Source organism: Pseudomonas putida, assembly GCF_050990305.1.
GTDB classification, from domain to species: domain Bacteria; phylum Pseudomonadota; class Gammaproteobacteria; order Pseudomonadales; family Pseudomonadaceae; genus Aquipseudomonas; species Aquipseudomonas putida_AH.
Window position 1 is genome coordinate 374,922 of sequence record NZ_CP158817.1, and the last position, 23,773, is coordinate 398,694.

Genomic DNA, 23,773 nt, shown 5'->3' on the forward strand with positions numbered 1-23,773 from the left:
CCCCTGTAGGAGCTGCCGCAGGCTGCGATCTTTTAATGGCAAGATCAAAAGATCGCAGCCTGCGGCAGCTCCTACAGGAGGGGCAGGGTGTGTCAGTTACCGCTCATGCACATAAGTACCCGGTGCTGCTTCGCCCGCCGGATAAGCCTTGTTGCCCAACTTCAAAGGCGCCTTTTTAAGTTCGCCCGAGCGGTGGGCCAGCCAGGCCTGCCAGTGCAGCCACCAGGAGTCGGTGTGCTTGGTGGAGTTCTCCTGCCATTCTTCGGCAGTGTCTGCCACTTCGCTGTTGGTCATGTAGCGGGATTTCGGATTGCCTGGCGGATTCAGGATGCTCTGGATATGGCCGCTGCTGGACAGCACGAACTCGACATTGCCGCCAAACAGATGCGCCGACTTGTAGCAGCACTTCCACGGAGTGATGTGGTCAGTGGTGCCGGCCAGGGAAAAGATGTCGGCCTTCACTTGCTTCAGGTCAATCGGGGTACCGCACACTTCCAGTGCATTCGGGCGAATCAGTGGGTTGTTTTTGAACAACTCGATCAGGTCGCCGTGAAACGCTGCAGGCAGTCGGGTGGTGTCGTTGTTCCAGAACAGGATGTCGAAAACCGGCGGCTCGTTGCCCAACAGGTAGTTGTTGACCCAGTAGTTCCAGATCAGGTCGTTGGGGCGCATCCAGGCGAAGACTTTCGCCATGTCGCGGCCTTCCAGCACGCCGGCCTGATAGGAGTGGCGCTTGGCGGCTTCCAGGGTCTGCTCGTTGACGAACAGGGCGACGTCGGTATCCAGCGTGGTGTCGAGCACACTCACCAGCAGGGTGAGGGCGTTGACCTTGTTCTCACCGATCGCGGCGTAGTGACCCAACAGCGCGGTGCAGGTGATGCCGCCGGAGCAGGCGCCCAGCATGTTCACGTCTTTGCTACCGGTGATGGCGGTGACCACGTCGACCGCTTCCTTGAGCGCCTCGATGTAGGTCGACAGGCCCCACTCACGCTGCTCCTTGGTTGGGTTGCGCCAGCTGACGATAAACGTCTGCACATTGCTGCGCAGGCAGAACCGCGCCAGGCTTTTTTCCGGGCTGAGGTCGAAAACGTAGAATTTGTTGATTTGCGGCGGCACCACCAGCAGTGGGCGCTCGTGGACCTGTTCGGTGCTTGGCTTGTACTGGATAAGCTCCAGCACATCGTTGCGAAAGACCACCGCCCCTTCAGTGACGCCCAGGGTCTTGCCCACCTCGAACGCGCCCATGTTGACCTGGCTCGGCATGCCGTTGTTGTGCACCAGATCCTTGGCCAGATGCGAAAGACCGTCGAGCAGGCTTTTACCCCCGGTTTCGAAGAAGCGTTTGACCGCTGCCGGGTTGGCTGCGCTGTTGGTCGGGGCCATGGCTTCGGTCATGAGGTTGATCACGAAGTGCCCACGGCTGATATCGTTGGGGGCCAGGTTACTGTCGTCGATCCAGTCGTGAAGCTCCTTGCGCCACGCCAGATAGGTTTGCATATAACGTTTGTAGAGCGGGTTCTGGCTCCAGGCCGGATCGGCGAAGCGACGGTCATCGCCAGCCGGTTGCAGCTCGGACTTGCCGAACAGCACGTTCTTGAGTTCAAGGCCGAAATGCGCGACATGCTTGGCGCTGTGCACAGGTTGTTTGATGGCCTGCCTGAGCACCATTCGAGCAGAAGCCAGTAGATCCTTTCCACGCAGCCCAACGACAGGATTCAGTCCCAAGGTGTTTTCCGAGGCCTGATACTTCAAGTCATCGTTATTCTTGTTACTCATCTACGACGCTCCATTGTCCTGAGACGAATACCTGGGTCCTGTTGTGCAGTCACACAGCCATGACCAGGTACTGCTGCCCAGGTGACCGTTAATACTGCATCTAATTCTGCACCGCTGCTTTTTGTTCGCAGAGAGCACTGCAGGGAACTTGCCAGCTCCATTGGTTACCCGAGTTTAATTTTTTTCGCAAGCAGGCCAATCACCGCCATCGAAGCGGAGCATTCAAACAGATGAAATTAGAAAATGCCTTCTAAAGAACAAGAGGCTCAGGCTAGAGCATCAGCTTGACGACAGATTCGTTCGGGTCGCGGGTTTTTCCGGCAGCTTTGAGCTCGGCCAGGTAGTCCTCCCAGAGTGCGTCATAACGTCGCCCCAGCTCGTAGAGGTATTCCCAGGTGAACAGGCCGCTGTCGTGGCCGTCGTCGAAGGTCAATTTCAGTGCGTACTGACCGGCCGGTTCTATCTTGGTCAGGCCGACGTTGATCTTGCCAAATTGCAGGATGGGTTTGCCGTGGCCCTGGACCTCGGCGGAAGGAGAGTGCACGCGCAGGAATTCGGCGGGCAGGGTGTATTCCTCGCCGGACGCGTATTTGAGCGTCAGAGTTTTCGAGGCTTTATGCAGTTTGATGTCGGTGGGGATCATGGAGGTCATCCGTAAGCACCCTGTAGGAGCTGCCGAAGGCTGCGATCTTTTGATTTTGTTTTTCAGGATCAAAAGATCGCAGCCTTCGGCAGCTCCTACAGGTGTAGCGTTCACATGGGAACAGGAGACCTACAGGATATAACGGGACAGGTCTTCGTTCTGCGCCAATTCGCCCAGGTGGTTGTTGACGTAGTCGGCGTCGATCTGGATTGCCTTGTCATCGTGGGCGCTGGCCAGGTCGCCGGCGCTGAACGACACCTCTTCGAGCAGGCGCTCGAGCAAGGTATGCAGGCGACGGGCACCGATGTTCTCGGTTTTCTCGTTGACCTGCCAGGCGATCTCCGCGATGCGCTTGATGCCGTCCGGCTGGAACTCGATTTTCAAGCCTTCGGTTTTCAGCAGGGCGCAGTATTGCTCGGTGAGCGAGGCGTGCGGTTCGCTGAGAATGCGTTCGAAGTCTTGTGGCGACAGCGCCTTGAGCTCGACGCGAATCGGCAGACGACCTTGCAGTTCCGGCACCAGATCGCTCGGCTTGCTCAAGTGGAACGCGCCGGAAGCGATGAACAGGATGTGGTCGGTCTTGACCATGCCCAGTTTGGTATTGACGGTGCAGCCTTCGATCAGTGGCAGCAAATCGCGCTGCACACCCTCGCGGGACACATCGGCACCGCCGACATTGCCACGCTTGGCAACCTTGTCGATTTCGTCGATGAACACGATCCCGTGCTGCTCGACCGCTTCCAGTGCCTTGGCCTTCAATTCTTCATCGTTGACCAGGCGGCTGGCTTCTTCGTCGCGCACCAGTTTCAGCGCTTCCTTGACCTTGAGCTTGCGGCTCTTGCGTTTGCCCTTGCCCATGTTGGCGAACAGGCTTTGCAACTGGTTGGTCATTTCTTCCATGCCCGGAGGCGCGGAAATGTCGACGCCGGTCATTTCGGCGACTTCGATTTCGATTTCCTTGTCATCCAGCTGGCCTTCACGCAGACGTTTGCGGAACAGCTGGCGAGTGTTGGAATCGGACGATGGAGCGTCGTCGTTGCTGAAGCCCATGCGTGCAGGCGGCAACAGTGCATCGAGGATGCGCTCTTCGGCGGCGTCTTCGGCGCGGTGGCGAACCTTGGTGATTTCCTGTTCGCGCAGCAGTTTGATCGCGGCATCGGCCAGATCACGAATGATCGATTCGACATCACGGCCGACATAACCGACTTCGGTGAACTTGGTCGCTTCGACCTTGATGAACGGCGCGTTGGCCAGTTTGGCCAGGCGACGGGCGATCTCGGTTTTACCGACACCGGTCGGGCCGATCATCAGGATGTTTTTCGGGGTCACTTCAACGCGCAGCTCTTCGGGCAGCTGCATCCGGCGCCAGCGATTGCGCAAGGCAATGGCGACGGCGCGCTTGGCATCGTCCTGGCCGATGATATGGCGGTTGAGTTCGTGGACGATTTCACGGGGAGTCATGGACATAATATTTGACGGACCTTAAACAAGTGAGTCGTGGCATACAGCCGAAACAGACTTACTCGTCGCCTTTGGCGCAGTCCTGCTCCTCAATGGTCTGAGTGTGGTTAGTGAATACACAGATGTCGCCGGCGATGCCGAGGGCGGTCTCGACGATTTCCCGGGCCGACAGGTCGGTTTTCTTCAGCAGTGCGCTGGCGGCCGCCTGGGCATAGGCGCCACCGGAGCCCATGGCAATCAGGCCGTGCTCGGGTTCGACCACGTCGCCGTTACCGGTGATGATCAGCGAGGCGTCTTTGTTAGCGACGGCGAGCATGGCTTCGAGGCGGCTCAGCGTACGGTCGGTGCGCCATTCTTTGGCGAGTTCGACGGCAGCACGAACCAGATGGCCCTGGTGTTTCTCCAGCTGGCCTTCGAAACGTTCGAAAAGGGTAAAGGCGTCAGCCGTGGCGCCGGCAAAACCGGCAAGGACTTCACCGTGGTACAGGCGACGAACTTTTTTTGCGTTGCCTTTCATCACGGTATTGCCGAGAGAAACCTGGCCGTCGCCGCCCATGACGACTTTGCCTTGGCGGCGAACTGAAACGATGGTGGTCAAGGGAAGAGTCTCCACGCAGCTGGGCGAAAGTGCCTTATGCCAACCCATATGGGGGTGTGTAAAAGGATTTCAACAGCCGGATGGGAGAGGGGACGAGCGGTGTGGCCGGGAAAGGGTGTGATGTTTGGTCAGATGTCTTCGCCAGCAAGCCGGCTCCTACAAGGGTTTACGCGTCACTCGTAGGAGCCGGCTTGCTGGCGATGAACGATAAAGCGGTGTTTTTTGGTGGATCAGCGGCTCTGGCGCTGTTGTAACAACAAATTGCTGAAGCCGGCGCCAGCCAGTTGTTTCTGCGCAGTGGTCAATTGTTCGCGATTGCTGAACGGCCCCACCAATACCCGATACCAGGTCTCGTCCTTGACCGTGCCGGATTCAACCGCCACCGCCTGGCCGAGCAGGATGATCTGTGCGCGCACCTTGTCCGCGTCAGACTCCTTGCGGAACGAACCGGCCTGCAGGAAGAACTTGGTCACTGGCGCGGCCTTGGCCACGGGTGGCGCAGGTGGCGGCGTGATCCCGGACAGGGCGGCCTGGGCGCGGGCCGTGTCGATCTTCGCGGCTTCCGCCGGAGTAACAGGCGTAGTCGGAACGGCTGGCACCTGCGGCGTCGGCAGGGTTTTTTCCGGCACGGCATCCGGCGGCACGATGACCTCCGATTCCGGCAGCAGGGTGTAGAAGTCGTATTTCGGCTTCACCGGTTGCGTCGGGCTCGGCGGCGTCTTGTTGGCCTCGGCGATCTTGCTGGCTTTCTGTTGTTGCTGTTGCTCGATCTTTTCACGTTTGACCGTGTCACTGCCCTTGCCCGGTTCCAGTTTCATCAAGAAGACGATGAAAGCACCGACCGTCAGGCCGATAGCCATCCATAGCCACCCCGGAATCGGCTGCTTCGCTGGAGCTTGGTATCGGCTGGCGCCACGCTTGGGTGCAGGTTTTTTCTTGGCAGCCAACTTACATACGCTCCAGAGTTTCCAGACCCAAGAGTTCCAGGCCTTGCTTGAGAGTGCGCCCGGTCAGCGCGGCGAGGCGCAGACGGCTCTGCATTTGTGCCGGTGTGTCAGCGGCGAGGATCGGGCAGTTCTCGTAGAAGCTGGAGAACAGGCCGGCAACGTCGTACAAGTAGGTGCAGAGAATGTGCGGCGTGCCTTTCTCGGATACGTTGTTCAGCACTTCGCCGAACTGCGCGAGTTTTGCTGCCAGCTCCTGCTCGTGCGGTGCTTCGAGAACGATCTGGCCTTCGACTTCGCTGAAGTCCTTGCCGAGTTTGCGGAACACGCCGGCCACGCGGGTGTAGGCGTACAGCAGGTACGGCGCGGTGTTGCCTTCGAAGTTAAGCATCAGGTCGAAGTTGAAGCTGTAGTCGCTGGTACGGTGTTTCGACAGGTCGGCGTATTTCACCGCGCCAATGCCTACCACCTTGGCGATGTTGCGCAGGTCGGCTTCGGCCAGCTCAGGGTTCTTGTCCTTCACCAGGGTGTAGGCGCGTTCCTGGGCTTCGGTCAGCAGTTCGATCAGCTTCACGGTGCCGCCGTCACGGGTCTTGAACGGACGGCCATCAGCGCCGTTCATGGTGCCGAAGCCCATGTGTTCCATTTCCATCGGGTGGGTCACGAAACCGGCCTTGCGGGCCACGGCGAACACTTGCTGGAAGTGCAGGGCCTGGCGCTGGTCGACGAAGTACAGCGCACGATCGGCCTTGAGCTTGCCGCTGCGGTAGCGCACGGCGGCCAGGTCGGTGGTGGCGTAGAGGTAGCCGCCGTCAGCCTTGACGATGATCACTGGTAGCGGGTCGCCATCGGCGTTCTTGAACTCGTCGAGGAACACGCACTGGGCGCCATTACTCTCGACCAGCATGCCGGCGGCCTTGAGGTCGTTGACCACGTTGATCAGGTCGTCGTTGTAGGCGCTTTCGCCCATCACGTCGGCCATGGTCAGCTTGACGTTCAGCAGCTCGTAGATTTTTTGGCAGTGGGACAGCGAGATGTCCTTGAACTTGGTCCACAGCGCCAGGCAATCCGGATCGCCAGCCTGCAACTTGACCACCAGTCCACGGGCGCGGTCAGCGAACTCTTCGGATTCGTCGAAGCGTTGCTTGGCGGCGCGGTAGAAGTTCTCCAGGTCCGACAGCTCGTCGCTGGTGATCGGGTTTTCCTGCAGGTAAGCCATCAGCATGCCGAACTGGGTGCCCCAGTCGCCGACGTGGTTCTGACGGATGACTTCGTCGCCGAGGAATTCGAGCACGCGGGCGACGCCGTCGCCGATGATGGTCGAGCGCAAGTGGCCGACGTGCATCTCTTTGGCCAGGTTCGGTGCGGACAGGTCAACCACGGTGCGTTGTACCGGGCCAGCCTTGCGTACGCCGATCTTGGCATCGGCCAGCGCGGCGTCCAGGCGGGAGGCCAGGGCCTGGGTGTTCTGGAAGAAGTTGAGGAAGCCTGGGCCGGCGATTTCAGCCTTGGAGACGTTTTCGTCAGCCGGTAGTGCGGCGATGATTTTTTCCGCCAGATCGCGCGGTTTCATGCCCGCAGGCTTGGCCAGCATCATGGCGATGTTGCTGGCGAAGTCGCCGTTCTTCTTGTCTCGGGAGTTTTCCACCTGGATCGCCGGCGTCAGGCCTTCAGGCAACACACCTTCGTTGACGAGTTGGGTGATGGCTTGTTGGATCAGCTGGCGAATGGTGTCTTTCATGGTCTTCTCTTTCGACCGCAAGCGCGGCGGCGCATGGTGCGCTGGTGGAAAAACTGGGCATTATCCGTTGCCGAGGCGGGCTTGCCAACTATAGCTGGCAGGTTATGGATATGCGGTGACATTGTAAAAAGCAAAGATCGCAGCCTGCGGCAGCTCCTACAGGGAAATGCGTTCGGTGTAGGAGCTGCCGAAGGCTGCGATCTTTCAATACAAATCGACGGGGTCGACGTCCAGCGACCAGCGCACCGCCCGTCCGCTCGGCATCTGTTCAAGTACCAGCAACCAGCTGGCCAACAACCGGTGCAGCGACGCTCGAGCGCTTGCCTGCAGCAGCAACTGCGCTCGGAAACGTCCGGCGCGGCGTTCCATCGGCGCGGGCACCGGTCCCAGCAGTTCAATCCCCATTAAACCTTGCTCTGCCAGCAAACGCTCGGCCTCGCTGCACGCCTCATCAAGAAAGCCTTCGGCCTGCCCCGGTTTGTGCGCTTCGGCGCGCAACAGCGCCAGGTGCGCGAATGGCGGCAGACCGGCTGCACGACGTTCGCTCAAGGCCTGTTCGGCAAAGGCGAAATAACCTTGCTCGGTCAACTGCACCAGCAGCGGGTGGTCGGCCAAGTGCGTCTGGATGATCACTTTTCCCGGTTCTTCTGCCCGTCCGGCGCGCCCTGCAACCTGAACGATCAATTGCGCCATGCGCTCGCTGGCGCGGAAGTCGCCGGAGAACAACCCGCCGTCGGCATCGAGAATCGACACCAGCGTCACCCGTGGAAAGTGATGGCCCTTGGCGAGCATTTGCGTGCCCACCAAAATGCATGGCTGACCCTTTTGAATGGTCGTGAACAATTGGTTCATCGCGTCCTTGCGCGACGTACTGTCGCGATCGACCCGCAAAACCGGGTAGTCCGGAAACAGGATCGCCAAGCGCTCTTCGGCCCGTTCGGTACCGGCTCCCACCGGGCGCAAGTCGACCTTGTTGCACTTGGGGCACTGGCGCGGTACTCGTTCGACATAGCCACAATGGTGGCAGCGCAGTTCGCCATAGCGCTGGTGCACGGTCATGCGGGCATCGCAGCGTTGGCACTCGGACATCCAGCCGCAGTCATGACAAAGCAGAGTTGGGGCGAAGCCGCGGCGATTGAGGAACACCAACACTTGCTGGCCAGCTGCCAGGGTCTGGCCGATGGCTTGTTGCATCGGCCCGGAAATACCGCTGTCCAGTGGACGGCTTTTCACGTCCAGGCGCAGGAAGCGTGGCTGTTGGGCGCCGCCGGCGCGTTCATTCAGGCGTAGCAAGCCGTAACGGCCGGTGTAGGCGTTGTGCAGGCTTTCCAGTGACGGTGTGGCCGAACCCAGCACAATCGGAATGTTTTCCTGTCTTGCGCGCACCAGCGCCAGGTCCCGCGCGTGGTAGCGCAGGCCCTCCTGCTGTTTATAGGAGCCGTCGTGTTCTTCGTCGATGATGATCAGCCCCGGATTTTTCATGGGCGTGAACAGTGCCGAGCGAGTGCCGATAATGATGTCGGCTTCGCCATCGCGGGCGGCGAGCCAAGCGTCGAGGCGTTCGCGATCATTGACCGCCGAATGGATCAGTGCGATGCGCGCATTGAAGCGCTGCTCGAAGCGCGCCAGGGTTTGCGGGCCCAGGTTGATCTCCGGAATCAGTACCAGTGCTTGCTTGCCGGCCTCCAGGGTTTCGCGGATCAGCTGCAAATACACTTCGGTCTTGCCACTGCCGGTAACGCCGGCCAGCAGGAATGCGTGATAGCTGTCGAAGCCGGCGCGAACCGCTTCGCAAGCGGCGCGTTGCTCCGGGTTGAGCGGCAATTCCGGTTGAGCCAGCCAGTGTTCATGTCGAGCGCCGGGCGCGTGCCGGCGGACTTCGACCTGCACAAGGTCCTTGGCCAGCAGCAGATCGAGGCTGTCCTTGCTCAGCATCAATTTGCTCAGCAACTGATGGGCGACGCCATGGGGGTGCTGGGCCAGTGTCGCCAGGGCTTCACGCTGGCGCGGGGCGCGGGCGATGCGTGGGTCATCGAGGCTGGCGCCGGGGGCCGCAGACCAGAAGCGCTCCTGGCGCGCTTCGGCCAGCTCGCCTTGGCGTAGCAGTACTGGCAGTGCCCAGCTCAAGGTGTCGCCAAGACTGTGCTGGTAGTACTGGGATGTCCACAGGCACAGCTTGAACAGCGCGGGTGGCAGCGGTGGCGTGGCATCGAGCAGCGCCAGGGCGCGCTTGAGTTTTTCCGCCGGGACCTCACTGGTGTCGGTGACCTCCACCAGAATCCCGATCATTTCCCGCCGACCGAAGGGCACCCGCAGGCGCATGCCGGGGTGCAGCCGAGCGCGCAGGACCCCGGCCGGCGCACGATAGTCGAACAGGCGGCGCAAGGGCGAAGGCAAGGCGAGGCGCAAAATGGCGTCGGGCACGCGGGGGTCTCAATCAGCAGCTAAAAGGGCGGCGCGCAACTGACCTGTGGGAGCGGGCTTGCCCGCGATGGCGGTGTGTCAGGCGACATTAATGCTGGCTGGCGCTCCGAAATCGCGGGCAAGCCCGCTCCCACAGGGATCGCACTTTGGGTCGGGAGCCTAGCAGACGGTCGGTCTCAGTGACAGCTTGCGTGAATGGGATTGTCTGGTAGAATCCGCGGCCTAATTACGTGCGGTATTCAACAATAGTGTTGGGTGGCGGCACGCTAGCCCGAGGAAGACACCATGAAAGCTGATATCCATCCAGAATACCCAGCAGTTGCTGTTACCTGCAGCTGCGGCAACAAGTTCGAAACCCGTTCGACCTTCGGCAAAGCCCTGGCGATCGACGTTTGCAACGAGTGCCACCCGTTCTACACCGGTAAGCAAAAGACTCTGGATACTGGCGGCCGCGTTCAGCGCTTCGCCGACCGTTTCGGTGCTTTCGGCGCGAAAAAGGCCTAAGGCCGATCAACTTGGAAAGCCGCTACGGTTTTTCCATGCTGATGAAAAAGGCGTCCCTTGCGGGCGCCTTTTTTGTGTCTGCGATTTGGCTGTCGGCTGCCCAGGCCTTCTGCCCAGCGCCAGCCGGCCTGACTTCCGTCACGGTGCAGCGGGTGGTGGATGGCGACACGCTGCGACTGAGCGACGGCCGCAATGTGCGCATGATCGGCTTGAATACCCCGGAGCTGGGCAAGAAAGGCCGCTCCGACGAACCCTTTGCCGTGGCCGCGCGCAAACGCCTCGAAGCTTTGGTGGCGGCGAGCGACGGCCGAGTCGGATTGCTGCCCGGTAAAGAAAGCAAAGACCGCTATGGACGGACCCTGGCCCATGTTTATGGCGCTGACGGCGCCAATCTTGAGGCGCAAATGCTCGCCGAAGGCCTCGGTTTTCTGGTGGCAGTCGCTCCGAATGTCGATCTGGTTGGCTGTCAGCAGGCCGCAGAACGCATCGCCCGACAGTCCGGGCTTGGTGTGTGGCGTCAGTCACCTGTACTGAAAGCGGATCAGATCAGCGCCGCTGGTTTTGCTGTGCTCAGCGGTCGTGTGAGCAAGGTTCAACGCAATCGTGGCGGGGTTTGGATCGAGTTGCAGGATTCGGTTGTATTGCGTGTTGCACCCAATCTGCTTGCCCGTTTCGATGCGCTCTCGCTCGAAAACCTCCAAGGCAAGCAAATCGAGGCCCGTGGCTGGGTGCTGGATCGTTCGCGCCGCGGCGGACTCAAGGAGGGACAAGCGCGCTGGATGTTGCCGCTGACGGACCCGGCAATGCTTGAAGTGTTGCCCTGACAAAAAATTGTAGACATTTTTTCTGTGGATTGTGAACAGTCGTACCCCTTATGTTCCGCGGCTCTTGGGCCAAAGTCGTAGGGCAAGGCGCTTGACAGGGGTGACTGGTCAGTCTTGTGGGGATTTTGCGAGGCGCGTATCCTCGCTGACCAGTCTGTCCAACAGTAAAAGCGGAATGCCCCTATGTCTGATTTGAAAACTGCCGCTCTCGAATATCATGCCAATCCTCGTCCAGGGAAGCTGAGCGTCGAGCTCACCAAGGCCACCGCTACCGCCCGCGACCTGTCGCTGGCCTACAGCCCCGGCGTAGCCGAACCCGTACGCGAAATCGCCCGCGACCCGGAGCTGGCCTACAAATACACCGGCAAGGGCAACCTGGTTGCAGTCATTTCCGATGGCACCGCGATTCTCGGCCTGGGCAACCTCGGTCCATTGGCTTCCAAGCCAGTGATGGAAGGTAAAGGTGTGCTGTTCAAGCGCTTTGCCGGTATCGACGTTTTCGACATCGAAGTCGACTCCGAAAGCCCGCAAGCGTTCATCGACACCGTCAAGCGCATCTCCATCACTTTCGGTGGCATCAACCTGGAAGACATCAAGGCACCTGAGTGCTTTGAGATCGAACGTGCTCTGATCGAGCAGTGCGACATTCCGGTATTCCACGATGACCAGCACGGCACCGCTATCGTGACCGCGGCCGGCATGATCAACGCCCTGGAAATCGCCGGCAAAACCCTGCCGGAAGCCAAGATCGTCTGCCTGGGCGCCGGTGCGGCCGCCATCTCCTGCATGAAGCTGCTGGTGAGCATGGGTGCCAAGGTCGAGAACATCTTCATGATCGACCGTACCGGTGTGATCCATGCAGGCCGTGACGACCTGAACCAGTACAAGGCGGTGTTCGCCCACGCTACCGAGAAGCGCACGCTGGACGACGCCATCGAAGGCGCCGACGTGTTCGTAGGTCTGTCGGGTCCAAACCTGCTGAGCCCTGAGCAACTCAAGCGCATGGCGGCCAACCCGATCGTCTTCGCGTGCTCGAACCCTGATCCGGAAATTTCCCCGGAACTGGCGCACGCCACCCGTAACGACGTGATCATGGCCACCGGCCGTTCGGACTACCCGAACCAGGTCAACAACGTACTGGGCTTCCCGTTCATCTTCCGTGGTGCCCTGGACGTTCGCGCCAAGCGCATCAACGAAGAAATGAAAGTGGCTGCGGCCAACGCCCTGCGTGAACTGGCCAAGCTGCCAGTGCCTCAGGAAGTGTGCGACGCCTACGGCGGCATCAAACTGGAATTCGGTCGTGAGTACATCATTCCGAAGCCAATGGACAAGCGCCTGATCACCCTGATCTCCGATGCTGTAGCCAAGGCTGCAATCGAGACTGGCGTGGCGACCCTGCCGTATCCGAAGCACTACCCGCTCAAAAGCGTGGATGATGTGTTCAACGGCTAAGCCGTAGATCATAAAAAAACCGGCCATGGCCGGTTTTTTTATGGGCATAGGATCAAAAGATCGCAGCCTTCGGCAGCTCCTACACACTCTGTAGGAGCTGCCGAAGGCTGCGATCTTTTGACTTTGCACTGCAATAAAAAGCCCCGCTCTTCTTTCGAAGGCGGGGCTTTCAATGCGTTGCGTTATTAGAACAAATCGATCGGCGCCGCTTCATCCGCTGGTAGCGGGCTGCCCGGTGCATTGCCGTTGCCCAGTTCATTGACCGACGGTGGTGTGTCTTCGGCCTTGAACAGTTCGAAGTAGGCGCCAGGCGTGCTTGGGGTGGCTGCGCGGCCGCTGATCGGGTCGACACGCAGGCTCAGAATGCCTTCTGGCTCCTGCTGCGTATGTGGCGGCAGGCCTTTGAGCGCGGCGCCCATGTAGTTCATCCAGATCGGCAGTGCGACCGTGCCGCCGAATTCCTTGCGGCCCAGGCTTTCCGGCTGGTCGAACCCCGTCCAGACCGTGGTCACGTAATCGGCGTTGTAGCCGGAGAACCACGCGTCCTTGGATTCGTTGGTGGTACCGGTCTTGCCGGCGATGTCGCTACGGCCCAGGGCCAAGGCGCGACGACCGGTGCCGAGTTTGATCACATCCTCGAGCATGCTGTTGAGGATGTAGGTGGTGCGACCATCGACGACGCGTTCAGCCACGGCGGGTGCCTGTGGCGCTGCTGGCGCGGTCGGGGCGTCGGCAGGCGTGGCGTTGACCGTAAAGGCCTGTGCGGCTGGCGCAGCGATGCCGTCGCTGGCAGCGTCGCCTTTCGGAACGCTTGGTGGGTTGGCGACAAACAGGGTGTCGCCATTGCGGCTTTCGATCTTGTCGATGATGTACGGGGTGATCTTGTAGCCGCCGTTGGCGAAGGTGCTCCAGCCAGTGGCGATTTCCATCGGCGTCAGGGTTGCAGTGCCCAGCGCCAGGGACAGGTTAGGTGGCAAGTCTTGTTTGTTGAAGCCGAAGCGAGTGATGTAATCGATGGTCTTGCCTACACCCATCGCTTGCAGCAATCGGATCGATACCAGGTTGCGCGACTTGTACAGCGCTTCACGCAGACGAATCGGGCCGAGGAAGGTGTTGGTATCGTTCTTGGGGCGCCAGACCTTGTCCAGGTACTCATCGACGAACACGATCGGTGCGTCGTTCACCAGGCTCGAGGCGGTGTAGCCGTTGTCCAGTGCGGCGCTGTAGACGAAAGGCTTGAAGCTCGAACCCGGCTGGCGTTTGGCCTGCAAGGCACGGTTGTAGTTGCTCTGTTCAAAAGCAAAGCCACCGACCAGCGATCGGATCGCACCGTTCTGTGGGTCGAGGGATACCAGTGCACCCTGGGCTTGGGGAATCTGGCTGAACTTCAACGAATTGTCCGGTTGGCGCTGTACGCGAATCAGATCGCCGACCTGCGCAACGTCCGACGGCTGCTTCGGATTGGCGCCCATGCTGTTGGTGTTCAGGAATGGACGCGCCCATTTCATGCTGTCCCAGCCGACATGCTCGCTGCCGGTGCGGGTCAGGACCTGCAGGCCGTTCTTTTCGACCTGGGTGACGATGGCCGGCTCAAGGCTGCTGATGGTGCGTTGCTTGGTCAGTTCGGTCGCCCACGCCTCGCGGGTCTTGCCCGGCAGGCGTGATTCAGGGCCACGATAGCCATGACGCTGGTCGTAGGTCATCAAACCTTCGTGGACGGCGGTATTGGCCATTTCCTGCAGATTGCTCGGCACCGTGGTGGTGACGCGGAAGCCTTCGGTGTAAGCGTCGCTGCCATAGCGACCGACCATTTCGGCGCGGGCCATCTCGGCGATGTAGGGCGCGTTCACTTCCGGCGTCGGTACGTGATAGCTGGCGTTCAGCGGCTCGTTGATCGCGGCGGTGTAATCGGCTTCGCTGATTTTGCCGAGCTTGTACATGCGCCCCAGGATCCAGTCGCGACGTTCCTTGCTGCGTGCGGGGTTGGCGAGCGGGTTGAAGCGCGACGGGGCCTTTGGCAGGCCTGCAATCATTGCCATCTGCGCCAGGCTGACGTCGCGAATCGACTTGCCATAGTAGACCTGCGCCGCCGCTTCGATGCCGTAGGCGCGGTTGCCCAGATAGATCTTGTTGACGTACAGCTCAAGGATTTCGTCCTTGGTCAGCTGCCGTTCGATCTGCAGCGCCAGGAGGATTTCAGTGGTCTTGCGCGAAAAGCTGCGCTCGCTGGTCAGGAAGAAGTTCTTCGCCACCTGCATGGTGATGGTGCTGCCGCCGGACTGAATGTGCCCGCTTTTGACCAATTGGGTGGCGGCGCGCATCAGGCTGCTGGGGTCAACGCCATAGTGATTGGCGAAGTTATCGTCTTCAGCACTTAGTAACGCATTGATGAAATTTGGCGGAATGTCGGCAAAACGGATGGGAGTACGGCGCATTTCGCCAAACTCTGCGATCAACTTGTTGTCGCTGCTATAGACCCGCAATGGAATCTGCAACTGGATGCTTCTCAACGCCTCCACGGAGGGTAATCCGGGACTAAGGTAAAGAAACGCCCCGCTCAGACCCAGAAGCAGTCCGCAGAAAACCGCGACGATGGACCAACCGAGAAATTTCAGCAGACGAATCAAGGCTTTTGGATATCCAGGGCAAAGAATGAATTAGGCATCAGGGTTCAGGGTAATGGCGAACGACCCGCGCTTGAGAAAAAGCGGAAAAAAACGCTGGGCATTATAAGCATTTTTCCGCCGCAGGCGTCATTGGCGGCTGCTGTCAAGACGGGCGGATGGAACGCAACGCACATTACAGAGTCCGTAACTCACGGATAGTCATAGGGAATTGCGAGTGCCAGGACTCTTCAAGAAAAAAGCCAATGCGCTTTTAGGTATCGACATTAGCTCCACATCGGTAAAGCTCCTGGAGCTGAGTCGCCAGGGTGATCGCTACAGGGTCGAGGCCTATGCGGTTGAGCCGCTGCCCGCCAACGCCGTTATCGAAAAAAATATCGCCGAACTCGAAGGTGTTGGGCTCGCGCTTTCTCGGGTGCTGATTAAGGCCAAAACCAACCTCAAGAATGTTGCTGTGGCCGTGGCCGGATCGGCGGTGATCACCAAGACCATCGAGATGGACGCTGGCCTTAGCGACGACGAGATGGAAAGCCAGCTGAAGGTCGAAGCCGATCAGTACATTCCTTATCCATTGGATGAAGTCTCCATCGATTTCGAAGTCCAGGGGGCGTCAGCGCGCAACCCCGAGCGGGTCAATGTGTTGCTTGCGGCCTGTCGCAAGGAAAATGTCGAGGTTCGTGAAGCCGCCCTGGCGCTGGCCGGTCTGACTGCCCGAGTGGTCGATGTGGAAGCCTATGCCCTGGAGCGATCCTTTGGTTTGCTGGGCAATCACTGGATCGCTTCCCGGGAGCGTCTGGTGGCAGTGGTCGACATCGGCGCAACCATGACCACCCTGAGCGTGCTGCTGGGCGGACGGATCATCTACACCCGTGAACAATTGTTCGGCGGTCGCCAGTTGACCGAGGAAATTCAGCGTCGATACGGCCTGACCGTCGAACAGGCGGGGCTGGCAAAAAAACAGGGTGGCTTGCCGGCCGATTACGCCAGCGAAGTCTTGCAGCCATTTCGCGAGGCATTGGTCCAGCAGGTCTCGCGTTCGTTGCAGTTTTTCTTTGCCTCCGGTCAATACCACTCGGTCGATCATATTTTGCTCGCTGGCGGCACGGCATCGGTCCCAGGCCTGGATCGGCTGATCGAGCAGCAGTTGGGCACGCCGACGCATGTGGCCAACCCGTTCTCTGACATGACCCTGAGCAACAAAGTCAACGCCACAGCACTTGCCAGCGATGCACCAGCCTTGATGATCGCTTGCGGGCTCGCCCTCAGGAGTTTTGACTGATGGCGCGGATCAATCTTCTACCTTGGCGCGAAGAACTGCGCGAGCAGCGTCGCAAGCGCTTTTTACTGATTCTGGTCGGTGTGCTGGCGGGAGCGGCAGGCGCGGTGTTGATCGCCAATCAGGCAATCAATAACGCGATAGACCGGCAGGTTGCGCGTAACAACTACATCAACAAGCAGATCACCGTGGTTGACGAGCGGATCAAGCAAATCAGCGATCTCAAGGCCCGTCGCCAGCAACTGGTCGAACGCATGCGCATCATCCAGGACTTGCAAGGCAATCGACCGATCAGTGGGCGAATTTTTGACCAATTGGCGCGGACCCTGCCCGACGGGGTGTATTTCACGGAAGTGAAAATGGCCGGCAAGACCTTGTCCATTAACGGCGCGGCAGAATCCAACAACCGTGTTTCCGATCTGATGCGCAACCTGGAGGCGTCAGATTGGTTCGATGCGCCCAGTCTGACTGAAGTCAAGGCAAATACCGCCGGTCAATTGGATCAGGCCAACGTCTTCCAGTTGACAGTCCGTCAATCCCAGCCTGCTGCCGTCGAGGACGGGAAATGAATCTGTCTGGATGGGTTGAAGGGCTGCGCAACATCGACATCAATGATCTGGATACCAACAACATTGGTTCATGGCCTCCGGCGATCAAGGTGCTGGTGGGGGTGCTGGTCATGGTGCTGGTACTGGCGTTCGGTTACAGCTTTTCCACGAGCGAGCTTGAGAGCCAGCTAGATCTCAAACGCGAGGAGGAGTCGACGCTTAAGGAGCAATTTGCCACCAAGGCCCGCATGGCCGCGAATCTGGAGCTGTACACCCAACAGATGAAGGAGATGGAAAACTCCTTTGGTGTGCTACTGCGGCAACTGCCCAGCGACACCGAGGTGCCTGGCCTGCTGGAAGACATCACCCGTACCGGCTTGGGCAGCGGTCTGGAGTTTGAAGAAATCAAGCTGCTACCCGAGGTCACTCAGCCGTTCTACATCGAACTGCCGATCCAAATTACCGTCACTGGCGCCTATCACGCTCTGGCGACGTTCGTCAGTGGTGTGGCCGGGTTGCCGCGCATTGTCACCCTGCATGATTTCGACCTGGCGCCGGTCAATCCCGACGAGGGCGCCAAGTTGCGCATGAGCATTCTGGCCAAGACCTACCGCTACAACGACAAAGGGCTGCACCCATGAGCCCGCTTCGTGTTTTTTCCCTGGTCGCCGTATTGGCCGTCCTGACCGGCTGTGGCAGCGGTGATGACTTCAGCGACCTGGACGCCTACATGAACGAAATGCTTCTGCGGGCACCGGGAAAGATTGAACCAACGCCGACATTCCGGTCTTACCCGACATTCACTTACAACGCCGCCAGCTTGCGCAGTCCGTTTTCGCAGCAAGTCAGGGTCGACCTGGCCGGCCAGAAGCGCGGCTCACGCAACGTCAAGCCCGATCCCTACCGAGCCAAGCAGTTCCTCGAAGGTTTCAACATCGAGCAGTTTGAAATGGTTGGCACGATTTCCAATGCAACAGGCTTTTTTGCGCTGCTACGTGGAGCTGGCGGGGTGCATCGACTCAAGGTCGGAGATTACCTGGGGCGTAATGAGGGGCGGATCGTCGCCATCAACGCCTCGCAAGTCGATGTGGTCGAAATCGTCCCTGATGGTGAAGGTGCATGGCTGGAACGGCCGCGGACCATCCCTTTGAAAGAGCACTCATAGTGGAACTCGAAAAATGAACAGGATTTTCTCCACCTTCGGAGTGTCGCTATGGATAGCGCTGCTGTCGCCGATGGTACAAGCGGCCAACCTCAAGGCGCTGGATGTCGCTGCGCTGCCCGGAGACCGCGTCGAGTTGAAGCTGGCGTTCGATGAGCAACCACCGACGCCCCGTGGGTATACGACGGAGTCCCCTGCGCGGATCGCGCTGGATTTGCCCGGTGTCGTCAATCAACTGGCGAGCAAGACTCGAGACCTTGGCAGCGGCAATGCCCGAAGTGTGACGGTGGTCGAAGCCAAGGATCGCACGCGGCTGATCATCAATCTGACCCAATTGACGCCGTACGACACGCGGGTCGAGGGCAAAAATTTGTTCGTGGTGGTGGGGCAGGGTGCCAAAAGCACGGCCTCCAGACCGCCCGCTTCTGTAGTGCCGGCCCCGGCTCGCGCAACTGTGCCAGCGGCGAAGGCCATTCGTGCAGTGGATTTTCAGCGTGGCACTCAGGGTGAAGGCAATGTGGTGATCGATTTGTCGGACCCGTCCATCGCGCCGGATATTCAGGAGCGCGAAGGCAAGATCGTGCTTGGTTTCGCCAGAACCCGATTGCCCGAACCCCTGCGCGTGCGCCTGGACGTCAAGGATTTCGCGACGCCGGTGCAGTTCGTCAATGCCAGTGCCTCGGGTGACAGGGCCACGATCACCATCGAACCCAGCGGTGCCTTCGATTACTCGACTTATCAGACTGACAACAAGTTGACTGTCAGCATCCGCCCGATGACCGTCGACGACTTGCAGAAACGTAACGCCGACCGCTATGCCTACAACGGTGAAAAACTTTCGCTGAATTTCCAGGACATCGACGTGCGCTCGGTGCTGCAACTGATCGCCGATTTCACCAATCTCAACCTGGTGGCCAGCGATACGGTGCAAGGTGGCATCACGCTGCGTTTGCAAAACGTGCCGTGGGATCAGGCGCTGGACCTGGTGCTGAAAACCAAAGGGCTGGACAAGCGCAAGATCGGTAACGTCCTGCTGGTCGCCCCGGCCGATGAAATCGCCGCCCGGGAGCGCCAGGAGCTGGAGTCGCAGAAACAGATCGCCGATTTGGCGCCCCTGCGACGGGAGTTATTGCAGGTCAATTACGCCAAGGCCACCGATATTGCAAAGCTGTTCCAGTCAGTGACCAGCGCCGAGACGAAAATCGACGAACGGGGTTCGATCACCGTCGATGATCGCACCAACAACATCATTGCCTACCAGACCCAGGATCGGCTCGACGAGTTGCGGCGAATCGTGGCGCAGCTCGATATCCCGGTGCGCCAGGTGATGATCGAGGCACGAATCGTCGAAGCCAACGTCGACTACGACAAGAGTCTAGGCGTGCGCTGGGGGGGCTCGATCCAGAACAAGGGCAACTGGAACACCTCCGGTGTCAGCAACGGCGCCAACGGGTCGACGACGATCGGCACGCCAGGCAGCACCAGTACCAATACACCGTTCGTCGACATGGGGGCTGCATCCAACACCTCGGGGATTGGCATCGCGTTCATTACCGATAACGTCTTGCTGGACCTGGAACTGACCGCCATGGAGAAGACCGGCAACGGCGAAATCGTTTCGCAACCCAAGGTGGTTACATCGGACAAGGAAACCGCGAAAATCCTCAAGGGCACCGAGATTCCCTATCAGGAAGCCAGCTCCAGTGGCGCGACGTCGGTGTCGTTCAAGGAGGCTTCGCTGTCGCTGGAGGTGACACCGCAAATCACTCCGGACAACCGGATCATCATGGAGGTCAAGGTCACCAAGGACGAGCCGGACTACCTGAACAAGGTGCAGGATGTGCCGCCCATCAAGAAAAACGAGGTCAACGCCAAGGTCCTGGTCAACGACGGCGAGACCATCGTGATTGGTGGTGTTTTCTCAAATACTCAAAGCAAGGTTGTAGATAAGGTGCCATTTCTTGGCGATGTGCCGTATCTTGGCCGCCTTTTCCGGCGTGACGTGGTGTCGGAGAAAAAATCCGAGCTGTTGGTGTTTCTCACTCCGCGTATCATGAATAACCAGGCGATTGCTGTGAGTCATTGATTCTGTGCGAAATTTGATTCTTGTAGGACCGATGGGGGCTGGAAAAAGCACCATCGGCCGGTTGCTGGCCAAAGAGCTGCGCTTGCCATTCAAAGATTCCGATAAGGAAATTGAATTGCGCACGGGCGCCAATATCCCATGGATCTTCGACAAGGAAGGCGAACCGGGCTTTCGTGACCGCGAGCAGGCGATGATCGCCGAACTATGCGATTACGATGGTGTGGTGCTGGCCACCGGTGGCGGCGCGGTCATGCGCGAAGCCAATCGTCGAGCGCTGCACGCTGGCGGACGGGTGGTCTATCTGCATGCTTCGGTGGAGCAGCAGGTCGGTCGTACCGCTCGTGATCGCAATCGGCCGTTGCTGCGTACAGCCGATCCGGCCAAGACCCTTCGGGATTTGCTGGCGATCCGTGATCCGCTTTATCGGGAAATTGCCGATCTGGTGGTGGAAACCGATGAGCGGCCACCGCGAATGGTCGTGCTCGACATTCTTGAACGCTTGCAACAGCTGCCTCCCCGTTAATGCATAGCGCGAAATGCGCTATCCTCGGCGTCCTGCCACGATCGCTCTAGGTTGTGGCGAGCAGCTACCGAACGGCGTCACACCCGCTGAGGCCGTGGACATTCGTTAACTCAAGGCAGGATGCCTGATTCCATCTTCACTGTGGGGACACATGCAGACACTCAAGGTCGACCTAGGCGAGCGCAGCTACCCGATTCATATTGGCGAAGGTTTGTTGGACCAGCCTGAACTGCTGGCCCCGCATATTCGCGGGCGGCAAGTGGCGATTATCTCCAACGAAACCGTTGCGCCGCTCTACCTCGAACGTCTGACCCGCAGCCTCGCGCAGTTCTCGGTGATTTCCGTGGTGCTGCCCGACGGCGAAGCTTTCAAGACCTGGGAAACCCTGCAACTGATTTTCGATGGCTTGCTGACTGCACGTCACGACCGTCGCACCACGGTCATCGCTCTCGGCGGCGGCGTGATTGGTGACATGGCCGGTTTTGCCGCTGCCTGTTACCAGCGTGGCGTCGACTTCATTCAGGTTCCGACCACCTTGCTGTCGCAAGTCGACTCGTCAGTGGGTGGCAAGACGGGTATCAACCACCCGTTGGGCAAGAACATGGTCGGCGCCTTTTATCAGCCCAATGTCGTGCTGATCGATACGGCCTCCCTCAAGACGTTGCCGGCACGCGAGCTGTCCGCCGGGCTGGCTGAAGTCATCAAGTACGGTCTGATCTGCGATGAGCCGTTCCTGACCTGGCTCGAAGATAACGTTGATCGCCTGCGCAATCTGGACCAGCAAGCCCTGACCTACGCCATCGAGCGCTCCTGCGCGGCCAAGGCGGCGGTCGTCGGGGCTGACGAAAAAGAGACCGGTGTGCGCGCCACGCTCAACCTGGGCCATACCTTTGGTCATGCCATCGAAACCCACATGGGTTACGGCGTCTGGCTGCACGGCGAAGCCGTGGCTGCTGGCACGGTGATGGCGCTGGAAATGTCCGCGCGCCTCGGCTGGATCGGTGAACAGGATCGCGATCGCGGCATTCGCTTGTTCCTGCGCGCCGGTTTGCCGGTTATCCCGCCTGAAGAGATGACCGAAGCCGATTTCCTCGAACATATGGCAATTGATAAAAAAGTGATCGACGGTCGTTTGCGCCTGGTGCTGCTGCGCCGCATGGGCGAAGCGGTGGTGACTGACGATTATCCAAAAGAGGTTCTACAGGCCACGCTGGGAGCGGATTACCGCGCCCTGGCTCAGCTTAAAGGTTAATAAGAACGCGATGACTAGTTTGCATGCCGACGAGGCTTTCCTCGGCCATTACCAGTTGAGTCATGACCCTTTTGCTCCACGGGTGCCTGGCTTCAAGTTTTTCCCGGCCCAGCGCAAACCGGTGTTGGGGCAATTGCACCACCTGGCGCGTTACAGCCAGTTGCTGCTGGTGGTCACCGGGCCGCAAGGCAGTGGCAAGACCCTGTTGCGCCAGGCTTTGGTGGCCAGCACTAACAAGCAGTCAGTACAAAGTGTGGTGGTGTCCGCCCGTGGCGCTGGCGATTCTGCTGGTGTGCTGCGTCAGGTCGCCCAGGCGCTGGACGTTGCCCAGGCCGAAGTTGGTGCCATTCTGAACCAAGTGGTGCAGTTGGCCCTGACCGGTCAGGAAGTCTATCTGCTGGTTGATGATGCCGAGCAGCTCGACGAGTCCGCGCTGGAGGCGTTGATGGCGCTGGGCGCTGGTGCGCCGGAGGGTCGCCCGCATGTGTTCCTGTTCGGCGAGTCGTCGCTGATCGCTCAGCTTGAGGCGTTGCACCTCGAGGAAGAGCGCTTCCATGTCATCGAGCTGCAGCCTTATACCGAAGAAGAAACCCGCGAATATCTGGAGCAGCGTCTTGAGGGCGCGGGCCGGGGTATCGAACTTTTTACCGCGGATCAGATCTCTGATATTCACGAAAGCTCCGAAGGTTGGCCTGGCAACATCAATCAGGTCGCCCGCGATGCAATGATCGAAGCCATGATTGCCAGCCGCTCAGCGGTAAAGCGTCCAAGTATGGGGTTCAATATGCCGAAGAAACACGTATTGGCGATTTCCGCCGTCGTTGTGGTCGCGGTAGCCGCCGCCTGGTTGATGCCAGGTCGCAGTAAAGCACCGACCACGGGTGCGCCCGCCAACGAGCAGGCGCAACTGCCACTTGGCCAGGGTCAGCCGCAAACGGGTGGTGCGCCGTCCGTCGAATTCGCGGGTAACACGCAGCCGATGCCACTGCCATTGGTCGGTAATTCGCAACCGGTGATGCGCAAACCGCTGGCCGAAGCGGCCGGTGGCATCACCGAGGGTGACGATGGTGTACCGGTGGAAGGTTCAAGCGCGACACCTCCGACCGTGACCACTATTGCACCGCCTGCTGGCGTTCCTGCCGGCCCTGCACCGACACCTGCGGCCAAGCCAACACCAGCCCCGACTCAAGTGGCTACCGCCAAGCCAGCACCGGCTCCAGCGCCTGCTGCCAAGCCTGCCCCGGCGCCGGCCAAACCTGCCGTTGCCGCCGCTGCCAAGCCTGCCGAGAAGCCGGCTGCCGCAGCCAAAGCCGCTGGCGGTACCTGGTACGCCGGTCAGGCTCCGGGTAACTACGTGGTGCAAATCCTCGGCACCAGCTCCGAAGCGACCGCGCAAAACTTCGTCAAGGAACAGGGCGGCGAGTACCGTTATTTCAAGAAAGTCCTCAATGGCAAACCGCTTTACGTCATCACCTACGGTAACTTCGCCAACCGCGATGCAGCCGTATCTGCCATCAAGGCCTTGCCAGCGAAGGTTCAGGCTGGTAAACCTTGGCCTCGCACTGTCGCCAGCGTCCAACAGGAACTGGCAACAACTCGCTGAAGATTCGGCGGCCTTACCCAGGCCGCCTCTCCCGGCACCTCAAAATTTCTACAAGTGCGCGCAACCTTCCAGGCTGCGTGCCTTGTGGTGTCTGCGTCACAGTAGTCTTTGAGTCGTAGCGGTCAAAATTAAAAAAGTTTTGACTAGCACAGCGGATCGCTTTAAACCTTTCACAAATGCGACATAGATTTGCGACATTTCGTCGTCAAATTTGTGAGGCCAAGTGTCGGTGTGTACAATGACCTCCCTTTTGCCCCCGCAAAGCTGGCGTACGTTCGGCGCGGTGTGCAAGTGGTTGAATTAAAAAGAAATTTGCCTCGATGAGAGGCAGC

19 protein-coding genes are annotated in these 23,773 nt (G+C 59.5%); 11 read left to right on the forward strand and 8 right to left on the reverse strand.

All coding sequences use genetic code 11. The features are described 5' to 3' along the window. Positions 1–96 precede the first annotated feature (96 nt). From phaC to ABTV22_RS01815, 7 genes are all read right to left on the reverse strand, one after another. Positions 97–1,776, reverse strand: a complete 1,680-nt coding sequence (phaC, locus tag ABTV22_RS01785) for a class II poly(R)-hydroxyalkanoic acid synthase (protein WP_433738281.1) — start codon at positions 1,774–1,776, stop codon at positions 97–99. 271 nt (positions 1,777–2,047) lie between these two features. Further along, positions 2,048–2,428: a gamma-butyrobetaine hydroxylase-like domain-containing protein gene (locus ABTV22_RS01790; RefSeq protein WP_433738282.1), complete on the reverse strand. Its 381-nt coding sequence runs from the start codon at positions 2,426–2,428 to the stop codon at positions 2,048–2,050. A 120-nt stretch (positions 2,429–2,548) separates the two neighbouring features. After that, on the reverse strand, positions 2,549–3,886 hold the full coding sequence (gene hslU / locus ABTV22_RS01795; RefSeq protein WP_433738283.1) for an ATP-dependent protease ATPase subunit HslU: 1,338 nt from the start codon (positions 3,884–3,886) through the stop codon (positions 2,549–2,551). Between the two features lie 52 nt (positions 3,887–3,938). Beyond that, entirely contained in the window at positions 3,939–4,478 is a 540-nt protein-coding gene (hslV, locus tag ABTV22_RS01800; protein ID WP_110965957.1) for an ATP-dependent protease subunit HslV, read from the reverse strand. 230 nt (positions 4,479–4,708) lie between these two features. Then, positions 4,709–5,425 (reverse strand): SPOR domain-containing protein, encoded by a 717-nt coding sequence (locus tag ABTV22_RS01805; RefSeq protein ID WP_433738284.1) that lies wholly within the window; start codon positions 5,423–5,425, stop codon positions 4,709–4,711. Between the two features lies 1 nt (position 5,426). Further along, entirely contained in the window at positions 5,427–7,163 is a 1,737-nt protein-coding gene (argS, locus tag ABTV22_RS01810; RefSeq protein WP_433738285.1) for an arginine--tRNA ligase, read from the reverse strand. Positions 7,164–7,367: 204 nt separating this feature from the next. Beyond that, complete coding sequence (locus tag ABTV22_RS01815; protein ID WP_433738286.1) at positions 7,368–9,587, reverse strand: primosomal protein N'; 2,220 nt, start codon at positions 9,585–9,587, stop codon at positions 7,368–7,370. Positions 9,588–9,872: 285 nt separating this feature from the next. On the opposite strand from ABTV22_RS01815, the gene rpmE reads away from it, so the two are divergent. From rpmE to ABTV22_RS01830, 3 genes are all read left to right on the forward strand, one after another. Continuing rightward, a complete protein-coding gene (gene rpmE, locus ABTV22_RS01820) occupies positions 9,873–10,091 on the forward strand; it encodes a 50S ribosomal protein L31 (protein ID WP_008047849.1) in 219 nt (72 codons plus the stop codon). A gap of 35 nt (positions 10,092–10,126) precedes the next feature. Next, on the forward strand, positions 10,127–10,915 hold the full coding sequence (locus ABTV22_RS01825) for a thermonuclease family protein (RefSeq protein WP_433738287.1): 789 nt from the start codon (positions 10,127–10,129) through the stop codon (positions 10,913–10,915). 183 nt (positions 10,916–11,098) lie between these two features. After that, the gene (locus tag ABTV22_RS01830) at positions 11,099–12,367 is read left to right on the forward strand and encodes a malic enzyme-like NAD(P)-binding protein (RefSeq protein WP_433738288.1); all 1,269 of its coding nucleotides are present in this window, start codon (positions 11,099–11,101) and stop codon (positions 12,365–12,367) included. 185 nt (positions 12,368–12,552) lie between these two features. On the opposite strand, the gene ABTV22_RS01835 is transcribed toward ABTV22_RS01830, so the two are convergent. Then, a complete protein-coding gene (locus tag ABTV22_RS01835) occupies positions 12,553–14,991 on the reverse strand; it encodes a penicillin-binding protein 1A (RefSeq protein ID WP_433741271.1) in 2,439 nt (812 codons plus the stop codon). Positions 14,992–15,208: 217 nt separating this feature from the next. On the opposite strand from ABTV22_RS01835, the gene ABTV22_RS01840 reads away from it, so the two are divergent. From ABTV22_RS01840 to ABTV22_RS01875, 8 genes are all read left to right on the forward strand, one after another. Continuing rightward, a complete protein-coding gene (locus ABTV22_RS01840) occupies positions 15,209–16,270 on the forward strand; it encodes a pilus assembly protein PilM (RefSeq protein WP_433738289.1) in 1,062 nt (353 codons plus the stop codon). Further along, complete coding sequence (locus ABTV22_RS01845; protein WP_433738290.1) at positions 16,270–16,836, forward strand: PilN domain-containing protein; 567 nt, start codon at positions 16,270–16,272, stop codon at positions 16,834–16,836. Before ABTV22_RS01840 ends, ABTV22_RS01845 begins: the two co-directional genes overlap by 1 nt. Next, complete coding sequence (gene pilO / locus ABTV22_RS01850; protein WP_433738291.1) at positions 16,833–17,456, forward strand: type 4a pilus biogenesis protein PilO; 624 nt, start codon at positions 16,833–16,835, stop codon at positions 17,454–17,456. Before ABTV22_RS01845 ends, pilO begins: the two co-directional genes overlap by 4 nt. Next, complete coding sequence (locus ABTV22_RS01855) at positions 17,453–17,980, forward strand: pilus assembly protein PilP (RefSeq protein WP_433738292.1); 528 nt, start codon at positions 17,453–17,455, stop codon at positions 17,978–17,980. The genes pilO and ABTV22_RS01855 overlap by 4 nt, the downstream gene beginning before the upstream one ends. A 13-nt stretch (positions 17,981–17,993) precedes the next feature. Further along, positions 17,994–20,063, forward strand: a complete 2,070-nt coding sequence (pilQ, locus tag ABTV22_RS01860; protein WP_433738293.1) for a type IV pilus secretin PilQ — start codon at positions 17,994–17,996, stop codon at positions 20,061–20,063. Between the two features lie 4 nt (positions 20,064–20,067). Then, complete coding sequence (gene aroK / locus ABTV22_RS01865; protein ID WP_015093141.1) at positions 20,068–20,586, forward strand: shikimate kinase AroK; 519 nt, start codon at positions 20,068–20,070, stop codon at positions 20,584–20,586. Positions 20,587–20,737: 151 nt separating this feature from the next. Then, complete coding sequence (gene aroB, locus ABTV22_RS01870) at positions 20,738–21,838, forward strand: 3-dehydroquinate synthase (protein WP_433738294.1); 1,101 nt, start codon at positions 20,738–20,740, stop codon at positions 21,836–21,838. 10 nt (positions 21,839–21,848) lie between these two features. Continuing rightward, entirely contained in the window at positions 21,849–23,441 is a 1,593-nt protein-coding gene (locus tag ABTV22_RS01875; RefSeq protein WP_433738295.1) for an AAA family ATPase, read from the forward strand. Positions 23,442–23,773: the final 332 nt, after the last annotated feature.